26 protein-coding genes are annotated in these 24198 nt (G+C 37.9%); 25 read left to right on the top strand and 1 reads right to left on the bottom strand.

Going from position 1 to position 24198, the window contains the following annotated elements:
* The first annotated feature begins 98 nt into the window (after nucleotides 1-98).
* The 6 genes from OR571_RS19165 (at nucleotide 99) to OR571_RS19140 (ending at nucleotide 5476) form a co-directional block, all read left to right on the top strand.
* On the top strand, nucleotides 99-1133 hold the full coding sequence (locus OR571_RS19165; protein WP_282245182.1) for a YpbB family protein: 1035 nt from the start codon (nucleotides 99-101) through the stop codon (nucleotides 1131-1133).
* Nucleotides 1126-2541, top strand: a complete 1416-nt coding sequence (locus OR571_RS19160) for a RecQ family ATP-dependent DNA helicase (RefSeq protein WP_282245180.1) — start codon at nucleotides 1126-1128, stop codon at nucleotides 2539-2541. Before OR571_RS19165 ends, OR571_RS19160 begins: the two co-directional genes overlap by 8 nt.
* Complete coding sequence (locus OR571_RS19155; protein ID WP_282245178.1) at nucleotides 2522-2656, top strand: hypothetical protein; 135 nt, start codon at nucleotides 2522-2524, stop codon at nucleotides 2654-2656. Before OR571_RS19160 ends, OR571_RS19155 begins: the two co-directional genes overlap by 20 nt.
* Nucleotides 2622-3233, top strand: a complete 612-nt coding sequence (locus OR571_RS19150) for a LysM peptidoglycan-binding domain-containing protein (RefSeq protein ID WP_282245177.1) — start codon at nucleotides 2622-2624, stop codon at nucleotides 3231-3233. The genes OR571_RS19155 and OR571_RS19150 overlap by 35 nt, the downstream gene beginning before the upstream one ends.
* Before the next feature lie 472 nt (nucleotides 3234-3705).
* Entirely contained in the window at nucleotides 3706-4467 is a 762-nt protein-coding gene (locus OR571_RS19145; protein ID WP_282245176.1) for a metallophosphoesterase, read from the top strand.
* A 34-nt stretch (nucleotides 4468-4501) separates the two neighbouring features.
* Nucleotides 4502-5476, top strand: a complete 975-nt coding sequence (locus tag OR571_RS19140) for a YpdA family putative bacillithiol disulfide reductase (RefSeq protein ID WP_282245175.1) — start codon at nucleotides 4502-4504, stop codon at nucleotides 5474-5476.
* Between the two features lie 111 nt (nucleotides 5477-5587).
* Here OR571_RS19140 and OR571_RS19135 read toward each other — a convergent pair whose 3' ends face one another.
* On the bottom strand, nucleotides 5588-6520 hold the full coding sequence (locus OR571_RS19135; RefSeq protein WP_348775087.1) for an asparaginase: 933 nt from the start codon (nucleotides 6518-6520) through the stop codon (nucleotides 5588-5590).
* 75 nt (nucleotides 6521-6595) lie between these two features.
* On the opposite strand from OR571_RS19135, the gene prsW reads away from it, so the two are divergent.
* From prsW to ndk, 19 genes are all read left to right on the top strand, one after another.
* Nucleotides 6596-7288: a glutamic-type intramembrane protease PrsW gene (gene prsW / locus OR571_RS19130; protein WP_282245173.1), complete on the top strand. Its 693-nt coding sequence runs from the start codon at nucleotides 6596-6598 to the stop codon at nucleotides 7286-7288.
* 94 nt (nucleotides 7289-7382) lie between these two features.
* Nucleotides 7383-8147 carry a spore cortex-lytic enzyme gene (sleB, locus tag OR571_RS19125; protein ID WP_282246298.1) on the top strand — a complete coding sequence of 255 codons (765 nt, stop codon included), beginning with the start codon at nucleotides 7383-7385 and terminating at the stop codon, nucleotides 8145-8147.
* A 9-nt stretch (nucleotides 8148-8156) separates the two neighbouring features.
* A complete protein-coding gene (locus OR571_RS19120) occupies nucleotides 8157-9440 on the top strand; it encodes a PepSY1/2 domain-containing protein (RefSeq protein ID WP_282245171.1) in 1284 nt (427 codons plus the stop codon).
* 74 nt (nucleotides 9441-9514) lie between these two features.
* Entirely contained in the window at nucleotides 9515-10162 is a 648-nt protein-coding gene (locus OR571_RS19115) for a flagellar brake protein (protein ID WP_282245169.1), read from the top strand.
* A gap of 627 nt (nucleotides 10163-10789) precedes the next feature.
* Nucleotides 10790-11464: a (d)CMP kinase gene (gene cmk, locus OR571_RS19110; RefSeq protein ID WP_282245167.1), complete on the top strand. Its 675-nt coding sequence runs from the start codon at nucleotides 10790-10792 to the stop codon at nucleotides 11462-11464.
* Between the two features lies 1 nt (nucleotide 11465).
* Entirely contained in the window at nucleotides 11466-12056 is a 591-nt protein-coding gene (locus OR571_RS19105) for a lysophospholipid acyltransferase family protein (protein ID WP_282245166.1), read from the top strand.
* A 90-nt stretch (nucleotides 12057-12146) separates the two neighbouring features.
* Nucleotides 12147-13289 (top strand): 30S ribosomal protein S1, encoded by a 1143-nt coding sequence (rpsA, locus tag OR571_RS19100; protein WP_282245164.1) that lies wholly within the window; start codon nucleotides 12147-12149, stop codon nucleotides 13287-13289.
* A gap of 535 nt (nucleotides 13290-13824) precedes the next feature.
* Complete coding sequence (der, locus tag OR571_RS19095) at nucleotides 13825-15135, top strand: ribosome biogenesis GTPase Der (RefSeq protein WP_282245162.1); 1311 nt, start codon at nucleotides 13825-13827, stop codon at nucleotides 15133-15135.
* Nucleotides 15136-15155: 20 nt separating this feature from the next.
* Nucleotides 15156-16175, top strand: coding sequence for an NAD(P)H-dependent glycerol-3-phosphate dehydrogenase (locus tag OR571_RS19090; RefSeq protein WP_282245161.1), 1020 nt, complete (start codon nucleotides 15156-15158; stop codon nucleotides 16173-16175).
* Between the two features lie 320 nt (nucleotides 16176-16495).
* Complete coding sequence (locus OR571_RS19085) at nucleotides 16496-16711, top strand: DUF2768 domain-containing protein (protein WP_229677319.1); 216 nt, start codon at nucleotides 16496-16498, stop codon at nucleotides 16709-16711.
* A gap of 13 nt (nucleotides 16712-16724) precedes the next feature.
* Nucleotides 16725-17441 (top strand): hypothetical protein, encoded by a 717-nt coding sequence (locus tag OR571_RS19080; RefSeq protein WP_282245157.1) that lies wholly within the window; start codon nucleotides 16725-16727, stop codon nucleotides 17439-17441.
* Nucleotides 17442-18065: 624 nt separating this feature from the next.
* Complete coding sequence (gene spoIVA, locus OR571_RS19075) at nucleotides 18066-19544, top strand: stage IV sporulation protein A (RefSeq protein ID WP_282245155.1); 1479 nt, start codon at nucleotides 18066-18068, stop codon at nucleotides 19542-19544.
* A 172-nt stretch (nucleotides 19545-19716) separates the two neighbouring features.
* Nucleotides 19717-19989, top strand: a complete 273-nt coding sequence (locus tag OR571_RS19070; RefSeq protein ID WP_282245153.1) for an HU family DNA-binding protein — start codon at nucleotides 19717-19719, stop codon at nucleotides 19987-19989.
* A 178-nt stretch (nucleotides 19990-20167) separates the two neighbouring features.
* Nucleotides 20168-20737 (top strand): GTP cyclohydrolase I FolE, encoded by a 570-nt coding sequence (gene folE, locus OR571_RS19065; protein ID WP_282245148.1) that lies wholly within the window; start codon nucleotides 20168-20170, stop codon nucleotides 20735-20737.
* Between the two features lie 67 nt (nucleotides 20738-20804).
* Complete coding sequence (gene mtrB, locus OR571_RS19060; protein ID WP_282245146.1) at nucleotides 20805-21026, top strand: trp RNA-binding attenuation protein MtrB; 222 nt, start codon at nucleotides 20805-20807, stop codon at nucleotides 21024-21026.
* Nucleotides 21027-21077: 51 nt separating this feature from the next.
* A complete protein-coding gene (locus OR571_RS19055; protein WP_282245144.1) occupies nucleotides 21078-21839 on the top strand; it encodes a heptaprenyl diphosphate synthase component 1 in 762 nt (253 codons plus the stop codon).
* Between the two features lie 3 nt (nucleotides 21840-21842).
* The gene (locus tag OR571_RS19050; RefSeq protein WP_282245142.1) at nucleotides 21843-22547 is read left to right on the top strand and encodes a demethylmenaquinone methyltransferase; all 705 of its coding nucleotides are present in this window, start codon (nucleotides 21843-21845) and stop codon (nucleotides 22545-22547) included.
* Nucleotides 22548-22567: 20 nt separating this feature from the next.
* Nucleotides 22568-23542: a heptaprenyl diphosphate synthase component II gene (hepT, locus tag OR571_RS19045; RefSeq protein ID WP_282245140.1), complete on the top strand. Its 975-nt coding sequence runs from the start codon at nucleotides 22568-22570 to the stop codon at nucleotides 23540-23542.
* 195 nt (nucleotides 23543-23737) lie between these two features.
* The gene (gene ndk, locus OR571_RS19040) at nucleotides 23738-24184 is read left to right on the top strand and encodes a nucleoside-diphosphate kinase (protein ID WP_142537214.1); all 447 of its coding nucleotides are present in this window, start codon (nucleotides 23738-23740) and stop codon (nucleotides 24182-24184) included.
* The last annotated feature ends 14 nt before the right edge of the window (nucleotides 24185-24198 follow it).

Below are 24198 nucleotides of genomic sequence, written 5' to 3'. Positions count from 1 at the left end.
TCCTTTATATCTGCTTTCACGAATCTGCTATCTTATTCATTCTAAAGATATTTTCGCTACATTTCAACCAAAATACTTTCATATGTGAGGGATTTCCATTGTATTTTCAACAACTACTGTTATTAATTATACACAAATTTCAAGGAGAAAGGTCATCTACTGCACCTTATTATTTATTAAAAGGGAAAAAATCAGGTCAAACCATTCAAGATGTGACGTACTTTCAACTGCATTCTTACTTTAGTTTATATCCAAAACTAGCAAAAGAAACATATGAGGAAGCTATAAAGAATCTCCATGCAGAAGGCCTCATCGTTATGAATGAATCCAGAGTAGCTATTACAGAAAAAGGTTTGCATCAAATAGTTTCTATACGACGTCCTTTTTATAGTGGATGGATTCTCCGGGGAAAAGAATTTATTTTTTGGGGACGAGTGGAATTGATCGTTCAGACCCTATCCCAGTTTCAAGGAAATGAAAAGAAGTTTGTGCCTGTTCAAAAAAGCAATGAGATTCATCACTTTGTTAAAGTATTTTTGCAGGAAAGAGATTTTCAATCGAGTTCTTTTGGTGCTCATTTTAAAAAGCAGTTGTTTCATTTGCTTGAAAATCCTCTATTACTAGAAATCCATCGTAATTTGTTTGTTTACCGTTTAAGTGGGTACAAAAATAGTGGGTTGACTTGGGAGCAACTTGCTAGTCACCATCACATGACTGTTTTAGATGTGAAGTTTTTATTCATCGAATGCTTACATATTCTTTTAAACGACATAACAGAAGAGAAATATCCAGATTTACACGCATTGACGAAGGGTATTTACGTACAAACTCCTTTAACAGATTCCGCATTCAAAACGAGTAAATTATTTGAGAAAGGCTACACGATCGAGGAAATAGCACGGATGCGTTTTTTAAAAGAAAATACGATAGAAGACCATGTGATTGAAATTGTTTCAGCAGATCCAACTTTTCCTCTTCAAGCCTTTATTTCAAAAGAACAAGTTCAAAAAGTATTACATATTGCACAGGAACGACAAACAAAAAAGTTAAAAATCATTCGCGAGGAACTTCCTGATTTAAGTTATTTTCAAATTAGATTAGCGCTAACTAAAGGAGAAGAAATAAATGGATAAGTTAACTGAAGTATTAAAGCGTAAATTTGGTTACGATTCATTTAGGGAAGGGCAAAAAGAAATAATTGAAAACGTCATTGCAGGACAAGACGTCGTTGCCATATTACCAACTGGTATGGGTAAATCATTATTATATCAATTGCCAGGATATTTGATGGAAGGCTCAGTCGTCATTGTTTCTCCCTTACTTTCTTTAATGCAAGACCAAGTGGAGCAATTGAAAATGTTAGGTGAAAAAAGAGTTGTTGCGATTAACTCTTTTTTATCCTTTGAGCAAAAGGAAATGGTTTTTCGAAATTTGTCTACTTACAAATTTATATTTACTTCCCCGGAAATGCTGCAAAACGACCGTTTTAATCATGCACTTTCCGCTATCCGTATAGCCTATATCGTTGCGGATGAAGCCCATTGTATTTCTCAATGGGGATTTGATTTTCGGCCGGACTATTTACGAATTGCCAAATGGCTGCAGCAATTCCGGCAAACAAACGTCCTTGCTTTAACTGCTACGGCAACTAGTAAAGTAGTGGAAGATATTAAAACGACCTTATTAATGAGAGAGCCGTTTGAGTATATCCATTCCCTTGATCGACCCGCCATTGCGTATGAAGCGATTGAAGTTAAAGATGCGCAAGAAAAGCTTGCCTGGATAATCGGTAGAGTTTCGTCCACCGAAGGTCCTGGTATTTTGTATACACAGTCCCGTAAAAAAACAGAGATGTACGCACATGAGTTACAAAAAAGAGGGATTCGAGTCGCTTACTATCATGCCAAAATGGAGCAGGATGATCGTATTTTAGTCCAACAACAGTTTCAACAAGGACAGCTAGATTGGATTTGCGCAACAAATGCCTTTGGAATGGGGATACATAAAGATAATATTCGACAAATCATACATGACCATATTCCGACGTCCATAGCAAGCTATATGCAAGAAGTGGGTAGAGCAGCACGGGACGGAGCGCAGTCTATTGCCTCCTTGCTATTTACAGCTACGGATGTAGAGCAGGCTTTCTATGTCGCGATGCAAGATTTCCCAGAAGAAGCGGATATTCGCCTTGCTTATGAATCCGAGAATATACAATTGCAGCTACCGGAAACTACCACGAGAATATTGGATTACTGGAAAGAGGAGTTAAAGGAGCAAGAGACAATTCAATTATTTCAAACAATTAAACAAAAAAAATGGGCTGAAATACTCGCTTTATATACGATGCTACAAAATGAAACATGCATACGAGAGCAACTATTACGTTACTTCGATGAAGAGCTGACGAAGCGGCCAAAGTATTGCTGCTCTAAGTGTACTATACCTTTACAAGAAATTCTAGTTGACAGAAAACACCCACCCGAACATAAGGAAGAAATGAATTGGAAGATTAAATTAGATGAACTGTTACATTCGTAATGCAGGCGAGAAGTTTACTTTTTCAACAAAATTCGGCATAATAGTAGTAGATATAATGGCAGAAATGGAGTTTGAAAAATATGAACCAAGACGACTATCAAAAGAAAATAGATGAACATAGACAATCCATCCATGTAGAGGACGAAAACGTAGAGCTAAGAAGTCGTAGAAGATCAAATTCTGGAAAAAAAGCAAAGAGAAAATCGAAAAACATCCTATTACCGACTTTATTTTTTATTTTTATTCTAATACCGGTTTGCATCTTTCTATATGTGCAGTTTATTTACACACCGAAGGATACCGAAGAGGTACAGGAAGCGGGCATTATTCAAGTGGAAACGAAGACAATTACGAATAGCCCTAAAGAAGAGGAAGAAGAAAAAGAAGCTTCAGAAGAAAACAAAAAAGAAGAAGAGGCACCCGTAAAGGAAGAACCAAAAGTGGAAGAGCCTAAAGTAGAACAACCAAAGACAGAGCAATCTAAAGTGGAAAAGCCTAAAGTAGAAGAGCCGAAAGTGGAACAACCAAAAAAGGAAACTCCATCTAGAACACATATTGTTAAAGAAAATGAAACACTATACCGTATTGCAGTCAATTATTACAAGGACCCAAATGCAGTTGAAAAAATTAAATCTGCTAATGGTCTATCATCCAATGCTATTTCAGCAGGTCAAAAGTTAATCCTGCCTTAATAAATGTATCGAAAGAAGGTCACTTAGAATCCTCGTTGCATATATAGATACAGAAGGTTCTATTTTCCAAAAGACGATTCATAAGTTTAGGTAGTGTAGACTTGAAAGGACAGGGGGGGCTTCCCTGTCCTTTTGTACTTTACCCCGCATTAACGGACAGTAAAGACTCCCACTTCAAGATTTAAGAAAAGCGAAAAGATAAGTGGGAGATCAACTGCTGACATGCGCCCGATGAAATGATTCCAGACTAAGTACGCAACATTGTGTTGCTCCTGCGCAAAGCTCGTCGCAAAATAAAAGAGCGTTTGCAACGTCTGTGTGACCCACATCGTGTGGGACACAACTAACAATCAGTGGGGGATAAGGGGACTATAAGCGCGACGTCCATGTCGCAACGTCCCCATTAGCACGTCCTGTGCGTCTAAAAATCCCCACTGTTTGAAGTTTCACTTTATGATTAGGAGGTTTTTCGTTGGTATATTTTCTTTTGTTAGTAGCCGGTTTGGCAGTCTGCCTTTTACTTTACATGCTTTACTTGGCATTTCAAGTTAATGTAAAAACCCATAAGCTTCATGTGAAAGAAATGAGACCAGGTTCCCAGGTGCATCTTTTTTTTATTTCAGATATTCACCGTCGTAAAATAGATAGTAAGTTCATTGACTCGCTTATGGGTAAAGTAGATATCGTGATTATCGGAGGGGATCTCACCGAAAAAGGGGTTCCTTTACAACGAACGGAGCATAATATCGAGCAGCTTAAAAAAATGGGAGATGTTTTTTACGTCTTTGGCAACAATGACCGGGAAGTGGGAGAGCAAAATTTAATTCGCATATTAGAAAAAAATGATGTTCTGCTGTTGGTGAACCGATCCGTTGAACTGACTGTTGCTGGTACACCGATTCGCCTCGTTGGAGTCAACGATGGATTTAGTGGTAAAGTAAATATATATGAAGCGTTTCAAGATGTAAGAGAAGAGGATATAGTTATCTTCATCACTCATGCGCCAGCATATTTTAATAACGCTAAAAAAGTAAGTAAACCGCATTTGTTCTTAGCGGGACATCTTCATGGTGGCCAAATTCGGTTTGGGCCATTTGGTATTTATGAAAATGGTACTTTTAAGGAAAAAGATTTTAGTGCGGAGCTTATTAGTAATGGTTTTGGAACGACAGGCGTGCCTCTTCGATTAGGTGCAAAATCTGAGTGTCATGTGATTACAATGTACGGTGAATAATAACACCGTGTGAAAGGGAAGGAAGTTTTTACAAGTGGTACAACATGTGGATGTCATTATCGTTGGAGGTGGACCATGTGGGCTAGCAGCTGCTATTTCCATGCAAAATATTGGTTTACATACACTAGTAATTGAAAAAGGGAATATTGTGGAGGCTATTTATAAGTATCCAACACATCAAACATTTTTTAGCACAAGTGAAAAGCTAGCAATTGGAGATGTTCCTTTTATCGTGGAAGAACGGAAACCAAAGCGCAATCAAGCATTGGTCTACTATAGAGAAGTTGCAAAGTTGAAAAACATACAAGTGAACAAATATGAATATGTTAGTCAGGTGGAAAAAGAAAGGGATCATTTCATCGTCCAAACTTCGAAAGCCACATATCATTCAACGTACGTCATTATTGCAACCGGATATTATGATCATCCGAATTTTATAGGCATACAAGGAGAGGATTTGCCGAAAGTAAGCCATTATTTTAAGGAGGGTCATCCATTTTTTGATCACCGAGTATTAGTAATTGGTGGAAAAAACTCGGCAATTGATGCTGCGCTTGAGTTAAATAAAGCAAGAGCGAATGTAACGGTTGTGTATCGTGGAAGTACTTATTCTCCAAGTATAAAACCATGGGTGTTGCCAGAGTTTGAGGGGCTCGTTCGAAGTGGTGAAATCGACATGCACTTTGACACAGAAGTAATATCTATAGATGAAAAGGAAGTCACCTTAAAAGGGCCAAACGGGGAATTTCAAATAGAAAATGATTTCGTATTTGCAATGACCGGCTACCATCCCGATCATAGTTTTTTAAAGCAAATGGGGATTCAAATTGATCCTACTACCGGCCGGCCTACATATAATGCAGAAACAATGGAAACCAATATCGAAGGAATTTTTATAGCGGGGGTTATTGCTGCAGGTAACAATGCCAATGAAATATTTATAGAAAATGGTCGTTTCCACGGAAACCAAATAGCAAAAGAAATAGAAAAAAAGCGCAAAGAAAGATAAAATCTTTGCGCCTTTTACAGCAAAAAAGTGGAATTGGGAATGTAATATGCCGTTATTTTTCACACTAATTAGACAGAAAAAATTTTGCTCATAGCATCACGGGGATCTGTATTATGCAACGCGACGAGAGAGCGCTAGTCTTGCCTTTTGTCCATTTAGACCATTGGCAAACATAACCCCTAAATCTTTTAATCCCTTCCCGCCACCTAAGTAACCATATACGTCTTGGGCTATCCCATTAAAGCATCTTGAGACAATAACAATTGGTATTTCTTTTTTAAGAATTTCATCAATGATTGGAGTTAGACTAGGAGGAACATTTCCTTGTCCCAAACCCTCCAATACAATACCCGAATATCCTAATTCAACGGATGCTGCCAACAAATCCGGCTCCATACCCGCGTATACTTTGAATAGTCCAACTCTCTTTGAAATACCATCGATAGGCAATACAGTACGATGTAGAGGCGTATGGTGAAAATGTACAATACTTTTCGAGATAAAGCCAATCGGACCGTACTGAGGGCTCTGGAATGTGCTTACATTGCTGGCGTGCGTCTTTGTGACATTCTCCGCAGTATGTATTTCATCATTTAATACTACTAAAACTCCTTTATCCTTCGCTTCTTCTGAACAAGCAACTTTGATAGCAGAAACTAAATTATATAGGCCATCTGATCCTATTTCATTGGAAGAACGCATTGCCCCTGTAATGACAACTGGTATAGAAGTATTAAGAGTTAAGTCTAAAAAGTAAGCAGTTTCCTCCAATGTGTCCGTTCCGTGGGTAATTACTACTCCGTCAATCGATTGTTCCCGCATATATTGTTCTATTATTTGCTTCAGCTTGAACATTTCTTTTGGCGTAATATGTGGTGATGGCAAATTGAAAGCTTCTATTTCTATAATATTGGCAAAATGCTTCAGTTTTTCGCCTTCTAAAATAAGAGGATTATTCTCCGCGGGAACGACAGCACCGGTATCCGCGTGTACTTGCATAGAAATAGTTCCGCCTGTATGGATAAGTAAAATAGATTTCACAATAAAACCTCCGTAATTTTTACAATTTATCGATAAAAAGATGTATAATAAAGATAATCTATTGGAAGGAGTACGCATATGTTCATACTGCTTTCCGTTGCAATTGCGCCAGCACTTGCACTTTTAAGTTATTTTTATTTACGAAAAGAAATCGCAAAAGAGCCTTCCAAATTATTATTACATTCTTTTATATATGGTGCCATCTTAACATTTCCCATCTTATTTATTCAACATGTGATTGAAGAGGAAGAGCTATTTAGTTCTTTATTTATTCATCAAGCACTTATTACTAGTGCTTTGGAAGAATTTTTTAAATGGCTGATATTGGTTATCGCTATATACAAACATATAGAGTTCGACGACCCATATGATGGGATCTTGTATGGTGCTAGTGTTGCACTCGGATTTGCGACTGTCGAAAATATTTTGTTTTTACTAAACTTTGGCATGGATGCGGCATTTATGCGTGCATTACTACCAGTATCAAGTCATGCCTTATTCGGTGTAGTAATGGGCTATTATTTAGGAAGAGCAAAATTTGCTGCATCTAAAAAAGCTAAAAATGAAATTATGTATGCTTTTATAGCCTCCTTTGTATTACATACTATTTATAATAGCATTTTGATCATTAAAGGTTTGGAATTACTGTTAATCGTACCTTTCATGTTATTTTTATGGTTATTTGGTTTATCGAAAGCAAAAAAAGCTCATATTTTATCGCGTCATAAAAGAATGGAGCAGCATGAATATTTTATTAGAGAAGAAATCTAGCGATTAGCTAGATTTTTTTTGTATATTTGCGCACATCTTATCCAAGCTAGATATAAAGGAGAGATGTCGTTTGAAACAACTAAAGTATATCCTAATTAGCTTAATATTTTGTACGGCGAGCTATGTGATCTTCCAGGAAGAACAACCTACACAGGCTTTCTCCACGCAAATAGTTGAACGTGGAGCCTATGGAGACGATGTAATTGAATTACAGTCTAGACTTCAATACACGGGATTTTATACAAGTCAAATAGATGGGAAATTTGGTTATAACACATATTGGGCGCTTCGTAACTTTCAAGAAAAGTATGGCCTTCCGGTCGATGGATTGCTAGGAGAGGATACGAAGAAAAAGTTAGTAAGTGTATCTGAGTTCAATAAAGAATTCGTCCATGAACAAATCAAAAAAGGAAATAGCTTTACAACTTATGGTGGACAGGATTTAGAAAAACAAGTGAAGAATCAGCAAGCGGAAAGTTCCAATATGCAGCTTCCACCGAAGTATTCGGAAAAAGATTTAAAACTTATTGCCAATGCTGTGTATGGGGAAGCAAGAGGAGAACCCTATGAAGGGCAAGTAGCAGTTGCTGCCGTAATATTAAATAGAGTAGAACATCCCGATTTTCCAAATACAATTTCAGAGGTAATTTTCCAGCCACTAGCGTTTACTGCAGTTGCAGACGGTCAAATCTGGCTAGAGCCAAATGAACGTGCAAAAGAAGCGGTACTCGATGCATTGAATGGATGGGACCCAACAGAAAATGCTATCTATTACTTTAATCCAAAGACAGCAACGAGTAAATGGATTTGGTCAAGACCACAAATAAAAACAATCGGACAGCATATTTTCTGTGCATAAGGAGATCATATGAAAAAATTTATATGGGTAATCGTCGCTACTGCCGCAATCGTATTCCTTGTGTACCATTTTAACGTTCAATCTAAAAATACTCGGCTAGAAAATGCCTTGGCAAGTCAATACTCCAATCAATTAACCTCTGCTTCCGAGAAGTTAGTAACATTGAGTGAATCCATTGATCAAACTTTACTCTTTCAGGATAAAGAGGCACTCGATCAGCCTTTGGAAGACGTGTGGAGACTATCTTCCGATGTTCGTGATTCAATATCCTCCTTGCCGATAGATCATGAGACCTCTACTGTTTGGATGAATTATTTAAATCGAATCGGAAATAGTGCTTCTCTAGTAAAGGAAGGTAAAATACCGGTCGAGGAATGGCAAAAAAGCATGAAGGATGCAAGAGGTAATTTACTATCTCTATCCGACCAATGGGCTTTTACTAATAGAAATGATGGCAAAAAGGATTATATCGTTGCATCCTTTGTAAACAATAAAGCCAATAAAGAAAATGATAAAAACTGGAAGGCACTAGGAGATTCAGTAAAAGCTTACACAGAAAGTGACTTTCCTATGACAGCAAGTGAAACGGACAAACAAAAAAAGAAAGATTTGCAACATATTAAAGACTCGGAAGTAACAGTGGAGCAAGTAAAGCAAACTTTCGCTAAGCTATTTCCGGAGTTGAAAGACGCGACAATTCATATAACAGAAAGTGCAGAAGATGCGCCGTATCCTTTCTACCACGTTCAATTCCATAAAGGGATAAGAATAGGGTATGCAGATTTCACAAAAAAAGGTGGTCATTTACTTTCTTATTTATTGGAGCGACCTTTCGATAAGACAACGATAAGTGCAGAAACAATGAAAGAAAAAGCAAGTACTTATATGAAATCTTTCGGCTATACAGACACAGAAATGGTAGAGTATCGAGAAAACCATATTGCCTGGCATTTAGCTTTTGCCCGTGTGGATGCAAAAAATGATGCGCTCATCTATGCGGATGGCATGCATCTGAAAATCGCAAAAGATAATGGGGAACTTTTAGGTTTAAATGCAATGGAATATATTCAAAAAGAAAATATTGGAGATCAAAAGGTTGTGCCAATCGATTACAAAGAGATCTTTTCAGGTGACTTCACAATTGAAGAAGAAAGATTGGCATATGTAGAGAACAAGGAGCTACAACAACGTCTTGCCTATGAAGTGTTAACAAGAAATGATTCAATAGGCACACATAGAACGTATATAGATGCCCAAACACATGAAATATTACACACGGAAAAATTACCTTAAACATAACTTTAGATAGAAATATGCCTTATTAAGTGTCATAATAAGTATATTATGACACTTAATGAGGGTTGCTTATGAATATTAAACTTGGAACTGTACTCACTTTAGAGCCATCCACTTCAGAAAAAGCAGAAAAATATCGATGCAAAATTATAGACAGCGATGATCACTCGATTTATGTTGATTATCCAGTAGATACAATTACAGGTAGAACCGTTTTTCTTATGGACGGAACACAGCTTCGTGTTTCTTTTACAGAGGAGTCAAAAGCCGCATTTGCATTTCAAACAGAAGTTTTAAGCAAGAAAAAAGGGCAAATCCCAATGATTAAGCTTTCTTATCCAGGAGATACAGAAATTATCAAAATACAACGTAGAGATTTTGTCCGGGTTGCAGCGAGGCTTGATATATCGGTACAATTTGAAGACGAAAGGTATCAATTTGTGACCGATGATATTAGTGCCGGTGGGACTGCTGTCGTGTTGAATCGTCCGGTGAAATTTAACGCTGATGATGAGGTTTCTTTATTGATACCGCTTCCGTTTAATAATGGAGATATTAAATATGTATCGACAACAGCTAAGGCGATTCGAATTTTCCAAAGAGATTCGATCACATTGGCATCATTGCAATTTTCTGATACAGATGAAGTGGATAAGCAACTGATTGTCCGTTATTGCTTTGAACGGCAAGTAATGCTTAGGAAAAAAAGCAGGGATTAAAAGTCTGTATAAACAGGCTTTTTTTCTTTGGGAAGTGTAAAACTTTTTAACATTAGTAGGTTAAGTAATTTTAATAAATCGAACGCATTATTGGGAGAAAGCGTCGTAAAGTAACCGCTAGCCTCCGCACTTGCCGCACCTTGCATGAGCCAACTCGTGTTGCACACTAATCGGTCTCATGACTGCGGCTCATGCGGCCCGGCGCGCTACGGCAAATATATCCGAGCTATTTAGCTGGAGAAGATGGCCCAACAAAAATACGCAACGTTTTTATTCAAACGCACAGCGTAATGGAGCATTGCACAACATGGACAAATAATGCGGGTTGGTATTGATAATGCATTTTCATTGATTTTCGAGGCAGGCGGCGACTCCTGCCGGATGAGGGAGCAAAATGAGACTTCACAAAGGTGAAGGCTCATCGCTCACCCGGCGGAAAGCGTCCGCCCTGTCGAGAAAATCTCAGCGGACACTTCATTCCACGCTCTATTACACATTATCTTTATTACGTGCGACATCCCATTAATTTCAACAAGCAACAGCCTCTTGCCACTTCATACAGACATAGGCGCTTACGCTTTTTAAGTTATATGGTAAAATAGATTTGAATAGAGTGGAGGCAAAAGTATGACAAAAAGAATTCAAGTCGCAATCGATGGACCGGCAGCTGCCGGAAAAAGCACAATAGCTAAAAAAACAGCAGAATTATTAGGGTATACATATGTGGATACTGGAGCAATGTATCGCGCGATTACGTATAAAGCCATTCGCTTAAACATAGATTTGCAAGACGGGGAAAAATTAACGAATTTATTACACGATACTAAAATCGACTTAAAACCTTCTGAAAATGGACAACTAGTATTTTTGGACAATGTGGAAGTAACAGATGAAATTCGTTCCAAAGAAGTTACAAGTTCCGTTTCCGCAGTTTCTGCGCATGCAGATTTGCGAGAAGAAATGGTCAAAAGACAAGTGGAGATGGGAAAAAACGGTGGTATCGTCATGGACGGCCGTGATATTGGAACGCATGTATTAACAAATGCGGAACTAAAGGTTTTCATGTCTGCTAGTGTGGAAGAACGTGCAAAAAGAAGATATTTAGAAAACCAAAAAAGAGGAATTCCTACAAGTTTAGAAGAATTGATAGAAGAGATCGCTCTTCGGGACAAACTCGATAGTGAACGAGAAGCATCGCCTTTAACGCAAGCAAAGGATGCAATCTATATTGATACGACTTCTCTTTCAATTGAAGAAGTATCTGCACAAATCATGCAGTTAGCAAAAGAAAGGATGGTGTAATATGTATCTTTATTCCTTTGCAAAAACAGTTGTTTACGGCATTCTAAAACCAATTTACAGATTTGAAGTGATTGGCGCAGAAAACTTTCCTAAAGAGGGAGGCATTTTATTATGCAGTAATCATATCGATAATTTAGATCCTCCCGTTGTTGGAATAAATGCTCCAAGACCAGTAAATTTTATGGCAAAAGAAGAGTTATTCAATTTGCCTATTTTAAAAAGTATATTACCTGGTGTCCGTGCATTTCCTGTAAAAAGAGGGATGAGCGACCGAGATGCGCTTCGACGCGCTATTAAGCTATTAAAAGACGGTGAAGTAGTTGGTCTTTTCCCGGAAGGAACGAGAAGTAAAGATGGACAACTAGGGAAAGGATTCAGTGGAGCAGGCTTTTTTGCTTTAAGAGGAGAGGCCAATGTTGTACCTTGTGCAATTATTGGCCCTTATAAACCTTTTAAACGCTTAAAGGTAGTGTACGGGGATGTGATTGATATGCAACCATACCGTGAAAGAAAAGCGTCTGCGGAAGAGGTAACGGAAGTAATTATGGCTCGAATTGCGGAATTATTGGAGCAATATAAACGAAATAATTAGATTTTTTCCATTTCAAAAGTGCTTCTTTTTGTATTTCTGTGCTAGTTCGCATAAAATAGATAAGAGACGTTGTGAAGGAGGAATTATCATATGTCAGAAGAAATGAACTTAAACGACACACATGAGTTTAAAGAGGGAGATCTAGTAAAAGCATCGGTTGCACAGGTAGATGAGAAATCAGTGATTGTATCAATCGAAGGTGCACCTTTAGATGGTATCGTTCCTATTAGTGAACTATCTAGCTTGCATATTGAAAAAGCATCCGACGCCGTTTCCATCGGTGATGAACTGGAACTTATGATTACAAAAGTGGAAGAAACTAATTTTGTTCTTTCCAAACGAAAAGTGGATGCCGAGAAAGCATGGGATCAACTTGAAAAGCAATTCCAATCTGGAGAAATTATTGAAACAGAAGTAAAAGAAGTAGTGAAAGGCGGACTAGTAGTCGATCTAGGTGTGCGTGGATTTATCCCTGCATCTCTAATAGAAGACCATTTCGTTGAATCATTTGATGATTATAAAGGAAGAGTTTTAACCTTTAAAATTGTTGAATTAGAAAAAGATAAAAATCGTTTAATCCTTTCCCATAAAGCAGTGGTGGAAGATGAAAAATCGGTTAACAAACAAAAAACATTAGATGCTATCCAACCTGGAGATGTAGTAGATGGTACAGTTCAACGCTTGGCATCCTTTGGAGCGTTTGTGGATATCGGTGGAGTAGACGGTCTTGTGCATATTTCACAAGTTTCCTACGAGCATTTAGATAATGTTGCGGACGTTTTAAAAGAAGGGCAGCAAGTAAAAGTTAAAGTATTATCGATTGATCGTGATTCGGAAAGAATTTCATTGTCAATCAAAGATACATTGCCTGGACCATGGGATGAAATCGCAGAAAAAGCTGCAAAAGGAACTGTGTTAACTGGTAAAGTAAAACGACTTGTTTCTTACGGAGCATTTGTAGAAGTGCTTCCAGGTGTAGAAGGGCTCGTTCATATTTCACAAATCGCCCACAAACATATTGGCACACCTCAAGAAGTGCTAAAAGAAGGCGATGAAGTACAAGTTAAAGTGCTAGATGTTAATAGCAGTGAAAAAAGACTTTCTCTAAGTATTAAAGATTTGATCGAAAATGAAGAAGCGTTCGATTTGTCGGATTATCAGTTACCTGAAGAATCCAGAGGCTTCTCTATCAGCGATGTACTTGGAGACAAGCTAAAAGACTTTACGAAATAATATAAGATATATAAAGGCCAGATGCTCTTTAAGTGCATCTGGCCTTTATTAATTTTATTCGTCTCAAGTAAGGAACGCTTTATACTAATCTCAGTTATTTGGTATGAAGCGGACAATTTTGGAATATATCAATAACGTCAAAATTTGACTGAAAGAGTGATAGCATTTCTAATAAAAAATAGAAGTACTAGCAATAGAAGAAACTTATCGACTTGATAAAATTAATGATTTAATGACTCGTACTCGACCAGATAGTAGAAATGATATCTTCTCCAACACGAGCAACAATTGTTTCTTCATCCGTATACAGCCTTATTTAGAAGGAAGTAAGTGAGATGAACTTGAACGAAGAACAAAAAGTCCCCTATTCCTTCCTTTCTTTTTTGTGCCCTTTATTGGGCTAAATAATCATTTATTGATATTTATAAAATAGTCTTATAATTCACAAAGCAGGTGACTTCGACAAAGAAGTCGCCTGCTTTTGTCTTTTTGTTGTATAATACAACTTAGACGAAGTTGGAAGGATGAAAAAGTAATGACAAAACCAGTAGTAGCAATCGTTGGTAGGCCAAATGTCGGCAAATCGACTATATTTAATCGTATCGTAGGAGAACGTGTATCTATCGTGGAAGATATTCCAGGTATAACACGTGATCGTATATATAGTTCTGCCGATTGGTTAACACATGAATTTAATATTATTGATACAGGCGGTATCGAACTAAGCGATGAACCTTTTTTAGAACAGATTAAACAACAGGCAGAAATCGCAATGGATGAAGCGGATGTAATTATCTTCTTAACAAATGGACGAGAAGGCGTTACAGCAGCAGACGAGTATGTTGCTAAAATTTTGTATAAAACGAAAAAGCCAATTGTTTTGGCAGTAAACAAAATTGATAATCCGGATATGCGTGAAATGATTTATGATTTCTATACATTAGGGATGGGTGAGCCATTTCCTATTTCAGGATCTCACGGATTAGGCCTAGGAGATTTACTAGACGAAGTAGCGAAAAACTTCCCTAATATAGAAGAGCAGGAATACGGAGAAGACGTGATAAAGTTCTCTTTAATCGGCAGACCGAATGTAGGTAAATCATCTTTGATCAATTCATTTTTAGGACAAGAACGCGTTATTGTCAGTGATATTGCTGGAACGACTCGTGATGCAATTGATACAGAGTATTCGGTTGATGGGCAAGAGTATGTCATGATCGATACAGCTGGAATGCGTAAAAAAGGAAAAGTATATGAAACGACTGAGAAATACAGTGTGCTTCGTGCTTTAAAGGCAATCGAACGCTCAGACGTTGTGTTAGTCGTACTAAACGCAGAAGAAGGTATTCAAGAACAAGATAAGAAAATTGCTGGATATGCCCATGAAGGCGGTAAAGCAGTTATCATCGTGATGAACAAATGGGATGCAATAGAAAAAGACGATAAAACAATGAATGAAATGACGAAATCGATTCGCGAGCATTTCCAATTTTTAGACTATGCGCCGATTGTTTTTGTTTCCGCAAAAACAAAGCAACGAGTGAATAGCCTGTTTCCAATTATAAATACCGTAAGCGAAAACCATTCACTTCGTGTTCAATCTTCTGTATTAAATGAAGTAATTGAGGATTCTGTCGCTCGTAATCCAGCGCCAACTGATAAAGGGAAAAGATTACGTATTTACTATGCAACACAAGTGGCGATTAAACCACCAACATTTGTTGTGTTTGTAAACGAACCAGAGTTGATGCATTTCTCATACGAGCGCTTTTTAGAAAACCGTATTCGTGAATCCTTTGATTTTGAAGGGACTCCAATACGCATCATTACTCGCGCAAGAACTTGAGTGTAAAGGGGCGTAATTAAATGGAGAAAGTAACTGTACTTGGTGCAGGTAGCTGGGGAACGGCGCTAGCAATGGTGCTCGCCCATAACAATAATGATTGTCTTTTATGGTCACATCGGGAAGATCAAGCAAGAGAAATTAACGATCATCATACAAATAAAAAGTATTTACCGAATACTTTGTTACCAAGCAATTTAAAAGCTACTAGTCATTTTGAGGAAGCGATTCATCATGCATCTACTATCGTAATTGCAGTACCAACAAAAGCGATTCGAGAAGTTTGTCATGATATGAAGACTTTTTTAATGGAGAAAAAATTATTTGTACATGTTTCTAAAGGGATTGAACCCGATTCATTAAAGCGCATTTCAGAAATGCTAGAGGAGGAGCTTCCTGCTGATTTTACAGATGCAATTGTTGTGTTATCTGGTCCTAGTCATGCGGAGGAAGTGGTTTTACAACATCCTACTACGGTTACTGTAGCAAGTGAAAAAATGGAAGCCGCAGAAAAAGTGCAAGATCTGTTTATGAATAATTCTTTCCGTGTCTATACAAATGATGATGTGGTAGGTGTAGAAATAGGGGGAGCGCTAAAAAATGTAATTGCCTTAGCTGCTGGAATCGTAGATGGTCTTGGTTACGGAGACAATGCAAAGGCTGCTCTCATTACAAGAGGACTAGCAGAGATCACGAGACTAGGCATCAGCTTAGGAGCAGATGCCTATACGTTTTCAGGCTTAACTGGCATGGGCGATTTAATCGTGACATGCACAAGTGTCCATTCTAGAAACTGGCGAGCTGGTAATATGCTCGGTAAAGGTGCAAGCCTCCAAACGGTATTAGATGAGATGGGAATGGTCGTAGAAGGTGTTCGTACGACGAAAGCCGCTTATCAGCTAGCGAAAGAGCAACAAGTAGATATGCCGATCACGGAAGCCTTGTATTCTGTGTTGTTTGAAGGTATTCATCCGAAAGAAGCAGTCGATATTTTGATGCATCGCACGAAAAAGCATGAGTTGGATGATTATAAATCGTTCTAAATTTGTCACAAAGAAAAGAGTTGTTTAATAGCAACTCTTTTTTGAAATGTTATAATTTAACTGAATTCAACTGTGGTCTGTGTATCACCGCTGAATTTTGAGGAACTCTGGCGAGGGTCTCAACGCCTGAGTGACCAACATCTTGTTGGCTGAATGTCCCAGATGTTTAAGAGAAGTTTTAAAAGAGGAAGTTAGCCTAAGAACGTCACATCGTGTGACAACGGCTAACTGACCAGCATTTTGCAGGCCTGAGCTCGGTAAAAATCTAGATGCCAATACGCCAATGCGTATTTGAAAGTTGTAGAAAGGTGGGAAAGTTTGTGTTACCTGTATTGTTAGTGTCGTCAATGGATAAAATGTGGATATCATTTGGTTCCATGGGTTCTATGTTTTTAGCCATGCTTTTTATGTTTTTTGTGAAAACAAAATTTAAAAACGCTTTCTTGAAATTTATCTTTGGTCTAATCGCATACATATTGTTATTTATAGGCTTCATCACGATGATTTATATTATTTTTAATCCGACAAAAGCTTAGTAAGGAGATTCATATGAAAAAATTACGTTTACTAGTGATTCTTACAATAGGAATACTAGTATTAGCAGGTTGTAGTTATAAAAGTGGGTATGAGCCAGAGAATTTATTGCCATATGAAGATCAATTGAATGCTGTCCAAAATGCAGTCAATAGCTTTAAAGAAGATTCTGGTGGATTATTACCGATAAAAACACGTGATATGGAAACGGATCAATATATCAAATACCCCATCGATTTTAAAAAAGTAGTACCTGCATATATGGGGAAAGTACCAGCGAACTCCTATGAAGCGGGAGGAATTTACCAATACGTATTAATGGACGTGGAGGAAAATCCTACAGTTAAATTAGTAGATTTGCGCCTTGCAGATGCAATACGGGACATTAACTATCGAAAAGGAATCAATGGATATGGACCTGTAGCAGAAATTATTGCTGAAGGTGTATATAAACTAGACTACAAGAAAATGGGATATAAAAACGAGTTATCCGTACAAAGCCCTTATTCCGACACGCAATTGCCTCTAGTAGCGACTGGAGACGGGAAAGTGTATGTGGACTATTCCATCGAATTAAACCGCCTGCTTCAAGAAAAGGAGGTAGAAGTGAAACCAGGAGATGACATTCGCTTTCTACTAACGGATAATTTTGCCATTGTTCCTGCATATTCGCTACCATATACGGTAGATGAGAATAACGAACCTGTATTTATGCTCACTCCTGCTAAGTAGGTTTCGGGACGCTCAGAGCTAAATGATTGTTATATTAATACTAGTTAGGGAGGTGACTTTGTCACCTCCCTATTTTCATAGAAAAGGGGGATCCCTTAGTAGTTATCGGCGTCTCGCTGGAAGTAAACTTGCTATTTTGAGAAATGGTTGCTTTCATCATCAATTTGGTTGCTCTCGTGCTGATTTAATTGCTTTCCGAATAGAAATGGTTGCCTTCAATGACCGAATGGTTGCCCTTATCCATTAATTGGATAGTGCAACGAAATACTTCACAATATAGGGGATACCGTTAGTAGTTATCTACGTCACGCTCCATATAATCATGCAATTTTAAGAGATGATTGCTTTCACCATCAATCTGGTTGCTCTCATGGTTGAATTGATTGCTCTCAATGAACAATCTGTTGCCCTTAGCCATTTATTGGATTCACACAGTCTATTCGAGAATGGCTCATCGCTCACCCGGCGGGAAACCTAGCTGACACTTCTTTCAACTCACTAACACGCAATTTCTCTATACTATCTTGTATATACGCTAATCAGTACACAGAAAAACGTTTTATGCTTTATGCATGAAACGTTTTTTCGGTACATATATTAGATTGCGAAGAAAGGAGACTATCCATGTCAAATCAACTTTATGAACAAATAGCAGAGCGAACTAATGGAGATGTGTATATTGGTGTTGTAGGTCCAGTTAGGGTAGGGAAATCTACTTTTGTCAAACGTGTAATGGAGCTCGTAGTCATACCGAACATCCAAGAAGAATCCGAAAGAATACGAGCGCAAGATGAGCTTCCGCAAAGTTCTCCAGGCAATGTAATTATGACCGCAGAACCTAAATTTGTCCCAGCACATGGAACGAATATTCATCTTGGAGAAGACCAATTACGACTACAGATTCGGTTAGTGGACTGTGTCGGCTACATGATTGATGGGATCAACACGGGTTCGGGGGAAGATGGACAGAAATTAGTGCATACTCCTTGGCATAGTGAAGCAATTCCATTTGAAGAAGCGGCACGAATTGGTACAGACAAAGTAATCCGTGATCATTCAACGATTGGTATTGTTGTAACTACAGATGGTACAGTAAATAATATTCCGCGAAAAGCAGCGGAAGAAGCAGAAGAGCAAATAATTTCCCAGTTAAAAGAAATTGGTAAACCATTTGTTATTGTCTTAAATAGCAAAACCCCTGGTCATATTGATACCATTCACCTGAGTGAAGAACTACAGAAAAAACATGAAGTGCCTGTAATAGCAGTGGCTGTGGACCGAATGACCGCGGAGGAAATTCAGTACATACTCCAACAAGCACTTTATGAATTTCCGATCACCGATATCGAGGTTGTGAAGCCCGATTGGACAGATGTACTGGAACCGGATCATTTTGTGAACAATGCCATCACTTCATCCTTACATGAATGGTTACAAATTGTGTCTAAAATGAAGGATGTAAAAGAGCTTGCTACGCGATTCAAACAAGTTCCGTTTATACAATCGGCGGAAGTAGTAGAAGCAAATCCAGGAAGAGGATCGGCTTGTATTCAAATTGGATTAAAGCCTGAAGTGTTCCAAGAAGTGTGTGATGAGTGGTTAGAAGAACCAATTCAATCTAAAAAAGACTGGCTTTTATTTGTCAAAGATGCATCTACGGCGAAAAAAGCATACAATAAATTTTCAGATGCGCTGGAAGCAGCTAAAACCCATGGATACGGGGTATCTCTTCCGACCATTCAAGATTTTCAGCCTTCTGCACCAGAAATTATTAAACAAAATAATTTCTACGGGGTTAGTTTAAAGGCAAAAGCAGCTTCCCTACACATAATTCGTGTCGATATGGAGGCAGAATTTGCTCCGCTTATCGGCTCAGAGTTCCATAGTCAGCAATTATTAAAAGATTTAAAGCATGGGTATTTGCACGACCGAGATGCATTATGGCAAACACAAGTTTTTGGCACCTCTTTAGTCGAAGTGATGAAAGAGAGTTTGCGTTACAAAACAGAAAGCGTTTCGGCAGTTGCGAAGAATAGAATGCGTCAAACAATCGAACGAATGGTAAACGAAGGCGACCGAGGAATGGTAACATTCATACTGTAAATATGATACAGGGCTTTTCGCGACTAAGCGAAAAGTCCTGTTATTTTATGAAAATCACCTTTTTTTGAGGAATCTTCCCTAAACACGTGTAAATAGTGTTGCGAAGCCATTTCTGTTGTGATACTCTTTTTACAGAGTTAAAGCTATCTTCCTTTGAGAGGAGGTGAATGGTATGAATAAAACAGAATTAGTAAACGCTGTTGCGGAAGCTGCAGAACTTTCTAAGAAAGACGCATCTAAAGCTGTTGAAGCTGTATTTGAATCAATTCAATCTGCTCTTGCAGATGGAGGTAAAGTTCAATTAATCGGCTTTGGTAACTTTGAGGTTCGTGAACGTGCAGCACGTAAAGGACGTAACCCTCAAACAGGTGAAGAAATCGACATCGCTGCTAGCAAGGTGCCTGCTTTTAAACCAGGTAAAGCACTTAAAGACGCAGTTAAATAACTGATGTTGTAGTACATAGAACGGTTATTGTGAAGCTTGCTTCATAGTAGCCGTTCTTTTCAATTATAGCGTAGGGAAAAAAGAAATAACGACGATACATAGTTAAAAATATTTATTATATTCGATTCGTATGCTAAGATGCTAATGGTATATATAGTTTGGTCTAGGGGGTTAACAGATGACGAATGTCGATCTGAAAAAAATAGAAGAAGCAGTAAAAATGATTCTAGAGGCTGTTGGCGAAGATCCAGAAAGAGAAGGATTGCTTGAAACACCAAAGCGAGTTTCTAAAATGTACGCAGAAATGTTTGAAGGATTGCATCAAGATCCAAAAGAATACTTTAAAACGGTATTTAACGAAGATCATGAAGAACTTGTGTTAGTTAAGGATATTCCGTTCTATTCCATGTGTGAGCATCACCTCGTCCCATTTTACGGAAAAGCACATGTAGCATATATTCCACGCGATGGAGTGGTAACTGGCTTGAGCAAATTGGCAAGAGCTGTAGAAACAACGGCAAGACGACCACAGCTCCAAGAAAGAATTACATCTAGCATTGCAGAAGATATTATGGAAATGCTAAATCCACACGGCGTATATGTTGTCATTGAAGCGGAGCATATGTGTATGACGATGCGTGGCATTAAAAAACCAGGTGCAAAAACGGTAACAGCAGTAGCTAGAGGAATTTTAGAAACAGACGAAGTTAAACGCTCCGAAATATTATCTTTCATACAGATGAAGTAACCGCTTTGGAGAATGTTTTAGAATATGGTATGATGAAAAAAGATTGTTCTGTAAAGGAGAATAAATAATGTCTAGTTCAGATTTTATCGTGATAAAAGCAGAAGAAGATGGTGTGCATGTTATTGGACTTACTCGTGGCACGGATACAAAGTTCCATCATTCTGAAAAACTAGATACTGGTGAAGTGATGATTGCCCAGTTCACAGAGCACACTTCCGCTATGAAAATAAGAGGAAAAGCATCGATTCACACTGCAAACGGTGTCATTCAAAGTGAATCAAAAAAATAAAAGACCTACACTAAAGTAAAGTAAGCGCGGTTGGGAAATGGAGTAAAGTGTATGAACGAAACAATGATCACACAACAGGTAAATCAATACAAAAGCGATATTCTCATGCAAACTCGGCAAAGTACTTTGTTAAATTATACAGGGACTCCAATCATTGACGAAGAACGTTTGTTTTTTACACTTTTACCACTACTCAATGGAGAGGATTGGGACGAGTCAGAACGAATTTCTGTTATCGCCATTTCTCTTATCTTCTCAGCACTTGCTGCACATGATTTAGTGAAAGAACAAAATGCAACGTCGAGAGAACAGCAATTACAAGTGCTGGCAGGAGACTATTACAGCGGGAAATACTATCAGTTGCTAGCAAAAGATAAAAAGATAGATTTAATTCGACAATTGTCAGAATGTGTCGCTTCTATTACCGAGCACAAAACGAGATTCTATGATCAACAAAATTATACGTTTGAACAATTGATGGGGTCCGTTCAACTGATAGAAAGTAAACCCATTGAACAATTTATGGAATACTATTCTTTCCATGACTATGTATTTTTTATGAAAGAAGCGTTATTACTAGCTTCATTGAAAAAAGAGATTGCTGCTTATGAACGAATGGAAGCTACTTTTTATATCGATAAGTCATCCGTTTTGAAATCGAATGTAAACTTGCTTCAGGCGGAGATAAAAAAAATAGAAAACAGTTTAATACAAGATGTTCGTTCTTCGGAATTATTAAAAGAACATGTGAAACATGCAATAGTAGAACGAGTAACGAAATGTTCGCTGGAAACGCAGTTGAGAGAAGGTTAAACAGTGGGAAAATCAAAAGAGCAACATGTACATGAAGTGTTTGAAAAAATATCAGATAACTATGATTCAATGAACTCTGTGATCAGTTTTCAACAACATAAAATATGGCGTAGTGACACGATGAAAGCAATGCAAGTGAAACCAGGCAGCTCGGCATTAGATGTATGCTGCGGTACTGCCGACTGGACGATTGCGTTAGCAAATGCAACTGGACCGACTGGCAATGTAAAAGGACTAGATTTCAGTCAAAATATGTTGAATGTCGGAAAAGAAAAAGTAAAGCATATTCCTCAAATTGAATTATTACAAGGCAATGCCATGGAGTTACCTTTTGAGGACAACACATTCGACTATGTCACAATTGGTTTCGGTCTTCGAAATGTACCTGATTACAAGCAAGTACTTAGTGAGATGAATCGTGTGGCAAAACCTGGTGGTATGATTGTTTGTTTAGAAACATCACAGCCAGATTCCAAAATTTTCAATGCAGGATTTCGTTTTTATTTCCGCTATATAATGCCGCTGTTCGGTAAACTATTTGCGAAAAGCTATAAAGAGTATTCTTGGTTACAAGAGTCAGCGAAAGACTTTCCGAATAGAGCGGAGCTTAAGAAATTATTTGAACAAGTTGGTATGAAGAATGTAACAAGTAAACCATATAGTGGCGGTGCTGCAGCAAGGCATATTGGTTTCAAAAAAGATATTTAAGTGGGAGAAGGTTTGGATCTGTGGATAAGATGAAGTTGAAATTACTTTATTCCGATTTAAAGTCGGATTTAGAAGTCATAGAAAAAGAGCTAGCAGTAGCTGTGAATTCTTCCTCTCACTTATTGAATGAAGCCTCTCTTCATTTACTTCTCGCTGGAGGAAAACGAATTCGCCCCGTCTTTGTTCTACTTGCAGCGAAGTTCGGAAATTATTCGATTGAATCCATTAAAAATGTTGCTGTGCCAGTAGAGCTCATACATATGGCGTCCCTTGTGCATGATGACGTAATAGATGATGCAGAAACAAGAAGAGGTAGAGAAACAGTCAAAGCACAGTGGAATAATCGAGTCGCTATGTATACAGGCGATTTTCTCTTTGCAAAGGCGATGGAATACATAACAGAAGTAAAAAATACATATGCACATGAAGTGTTATCTCACACCATGATTGAACTTTGCATCGGAGAGATTATTCAAGTGGAAGATAAGCGTTTCTTAGACCAAACGGTGCGAGATTATTTAAGAAGAATAAAGCGCAAAACCGCTATCTTAATCTCTGCAAGTTGTGAGCTTGGAGCCATTGCTTCTGGAACGGATGCTAAAACGGTAAGACATTTAAAGCTTTTTGGTTATTACGTTGGGATGTCATTCCAGATTATCGATGATATATTAGATATTGTCTCAACAGATGAGCAATTAGGGAAACCGGCTGGAAGCGATTTATTACAAGGGAATATTACATTACCAGTTCTTTACGCAAAAAATGAGCCTACAGTAGCTCCATTACTTCATGCGATGTTTAGTGGAACTATTTCTTCCGACGATCAACAAAATCTATTAAAAGAAATTCGCAATTCGGAAGGAATTACGAAGGCAAAACAAGTAAGTAATTTATATTTACAAAAAGCTTTGAATGAAGTGAAACAACTTCCTGCGAACTCTGCTAAAAAATCATTGCAAAATATCGCATTGTTTATGAGTAAGCGTAAGTTTTAATTGAAAAAGATAGCTCATAGTGATACTATTTTTAACGGTGGAGAATTTTATCCCGGTTTAACAGTTGTAAGATCCTACATAAACTTACAGCCTGTAAAACCACGATTGGTTCAACTATCCATAAATAGGGGGAAAGAACCCCGACTGATGGAAGTTTCACTTAAGCTTATTATATTTATTTGAGGAGTGTTAATCATGGAAAAAACATTTTTAATGGTAAAACCTGATGGCGTACAACGTAACCTAATCGGTGAAATCGTAAGTCGTTTTGAGAAAAAAGGATATCAATTAGTTGGAGCAAAATTAATGCAAATCCCAACTGAATTAGCTGAACAACATTACGGAGAGCACAAAGAACGCCCATTCTTTGGTGAATTAGTAGAATTCATCACTTCTGGACCAGTTTTCGCTATGGTTTGGGAAGGGGAAAACGTTATTTCAACAGCTCGTCTTATGATGGGTGCTACAAATCCTAAAGAATCAGCTCCAGGAACTATCCGCGGAGATTTCGCAGTAACTGTTGGTAAAAACATCATCCACGGTTCTGACTCACCAGAAAGCGCTGAACGCGAAATCGGTCTATTCTTCAAACAAGAAGAATTAGTAGCATACGCTAAAGACGCTAACAACTGGATTAACTAAAAAGAAAAGTGGAG

The organism is Psychrobacillus sp. NEAU-3TGS (assembly GCF_029955155.1).
Taxonomy (GTDB): Bacteria; Bacillota; Bacilli; order Bacillales_A; family Planococcaceae; genus Psychrobacillus.
The sequence above is the reverse complement of the archived record's forward strand: the minus strand, read 5'-3'. Positions and strand labels throughout refer to the sequence as shown.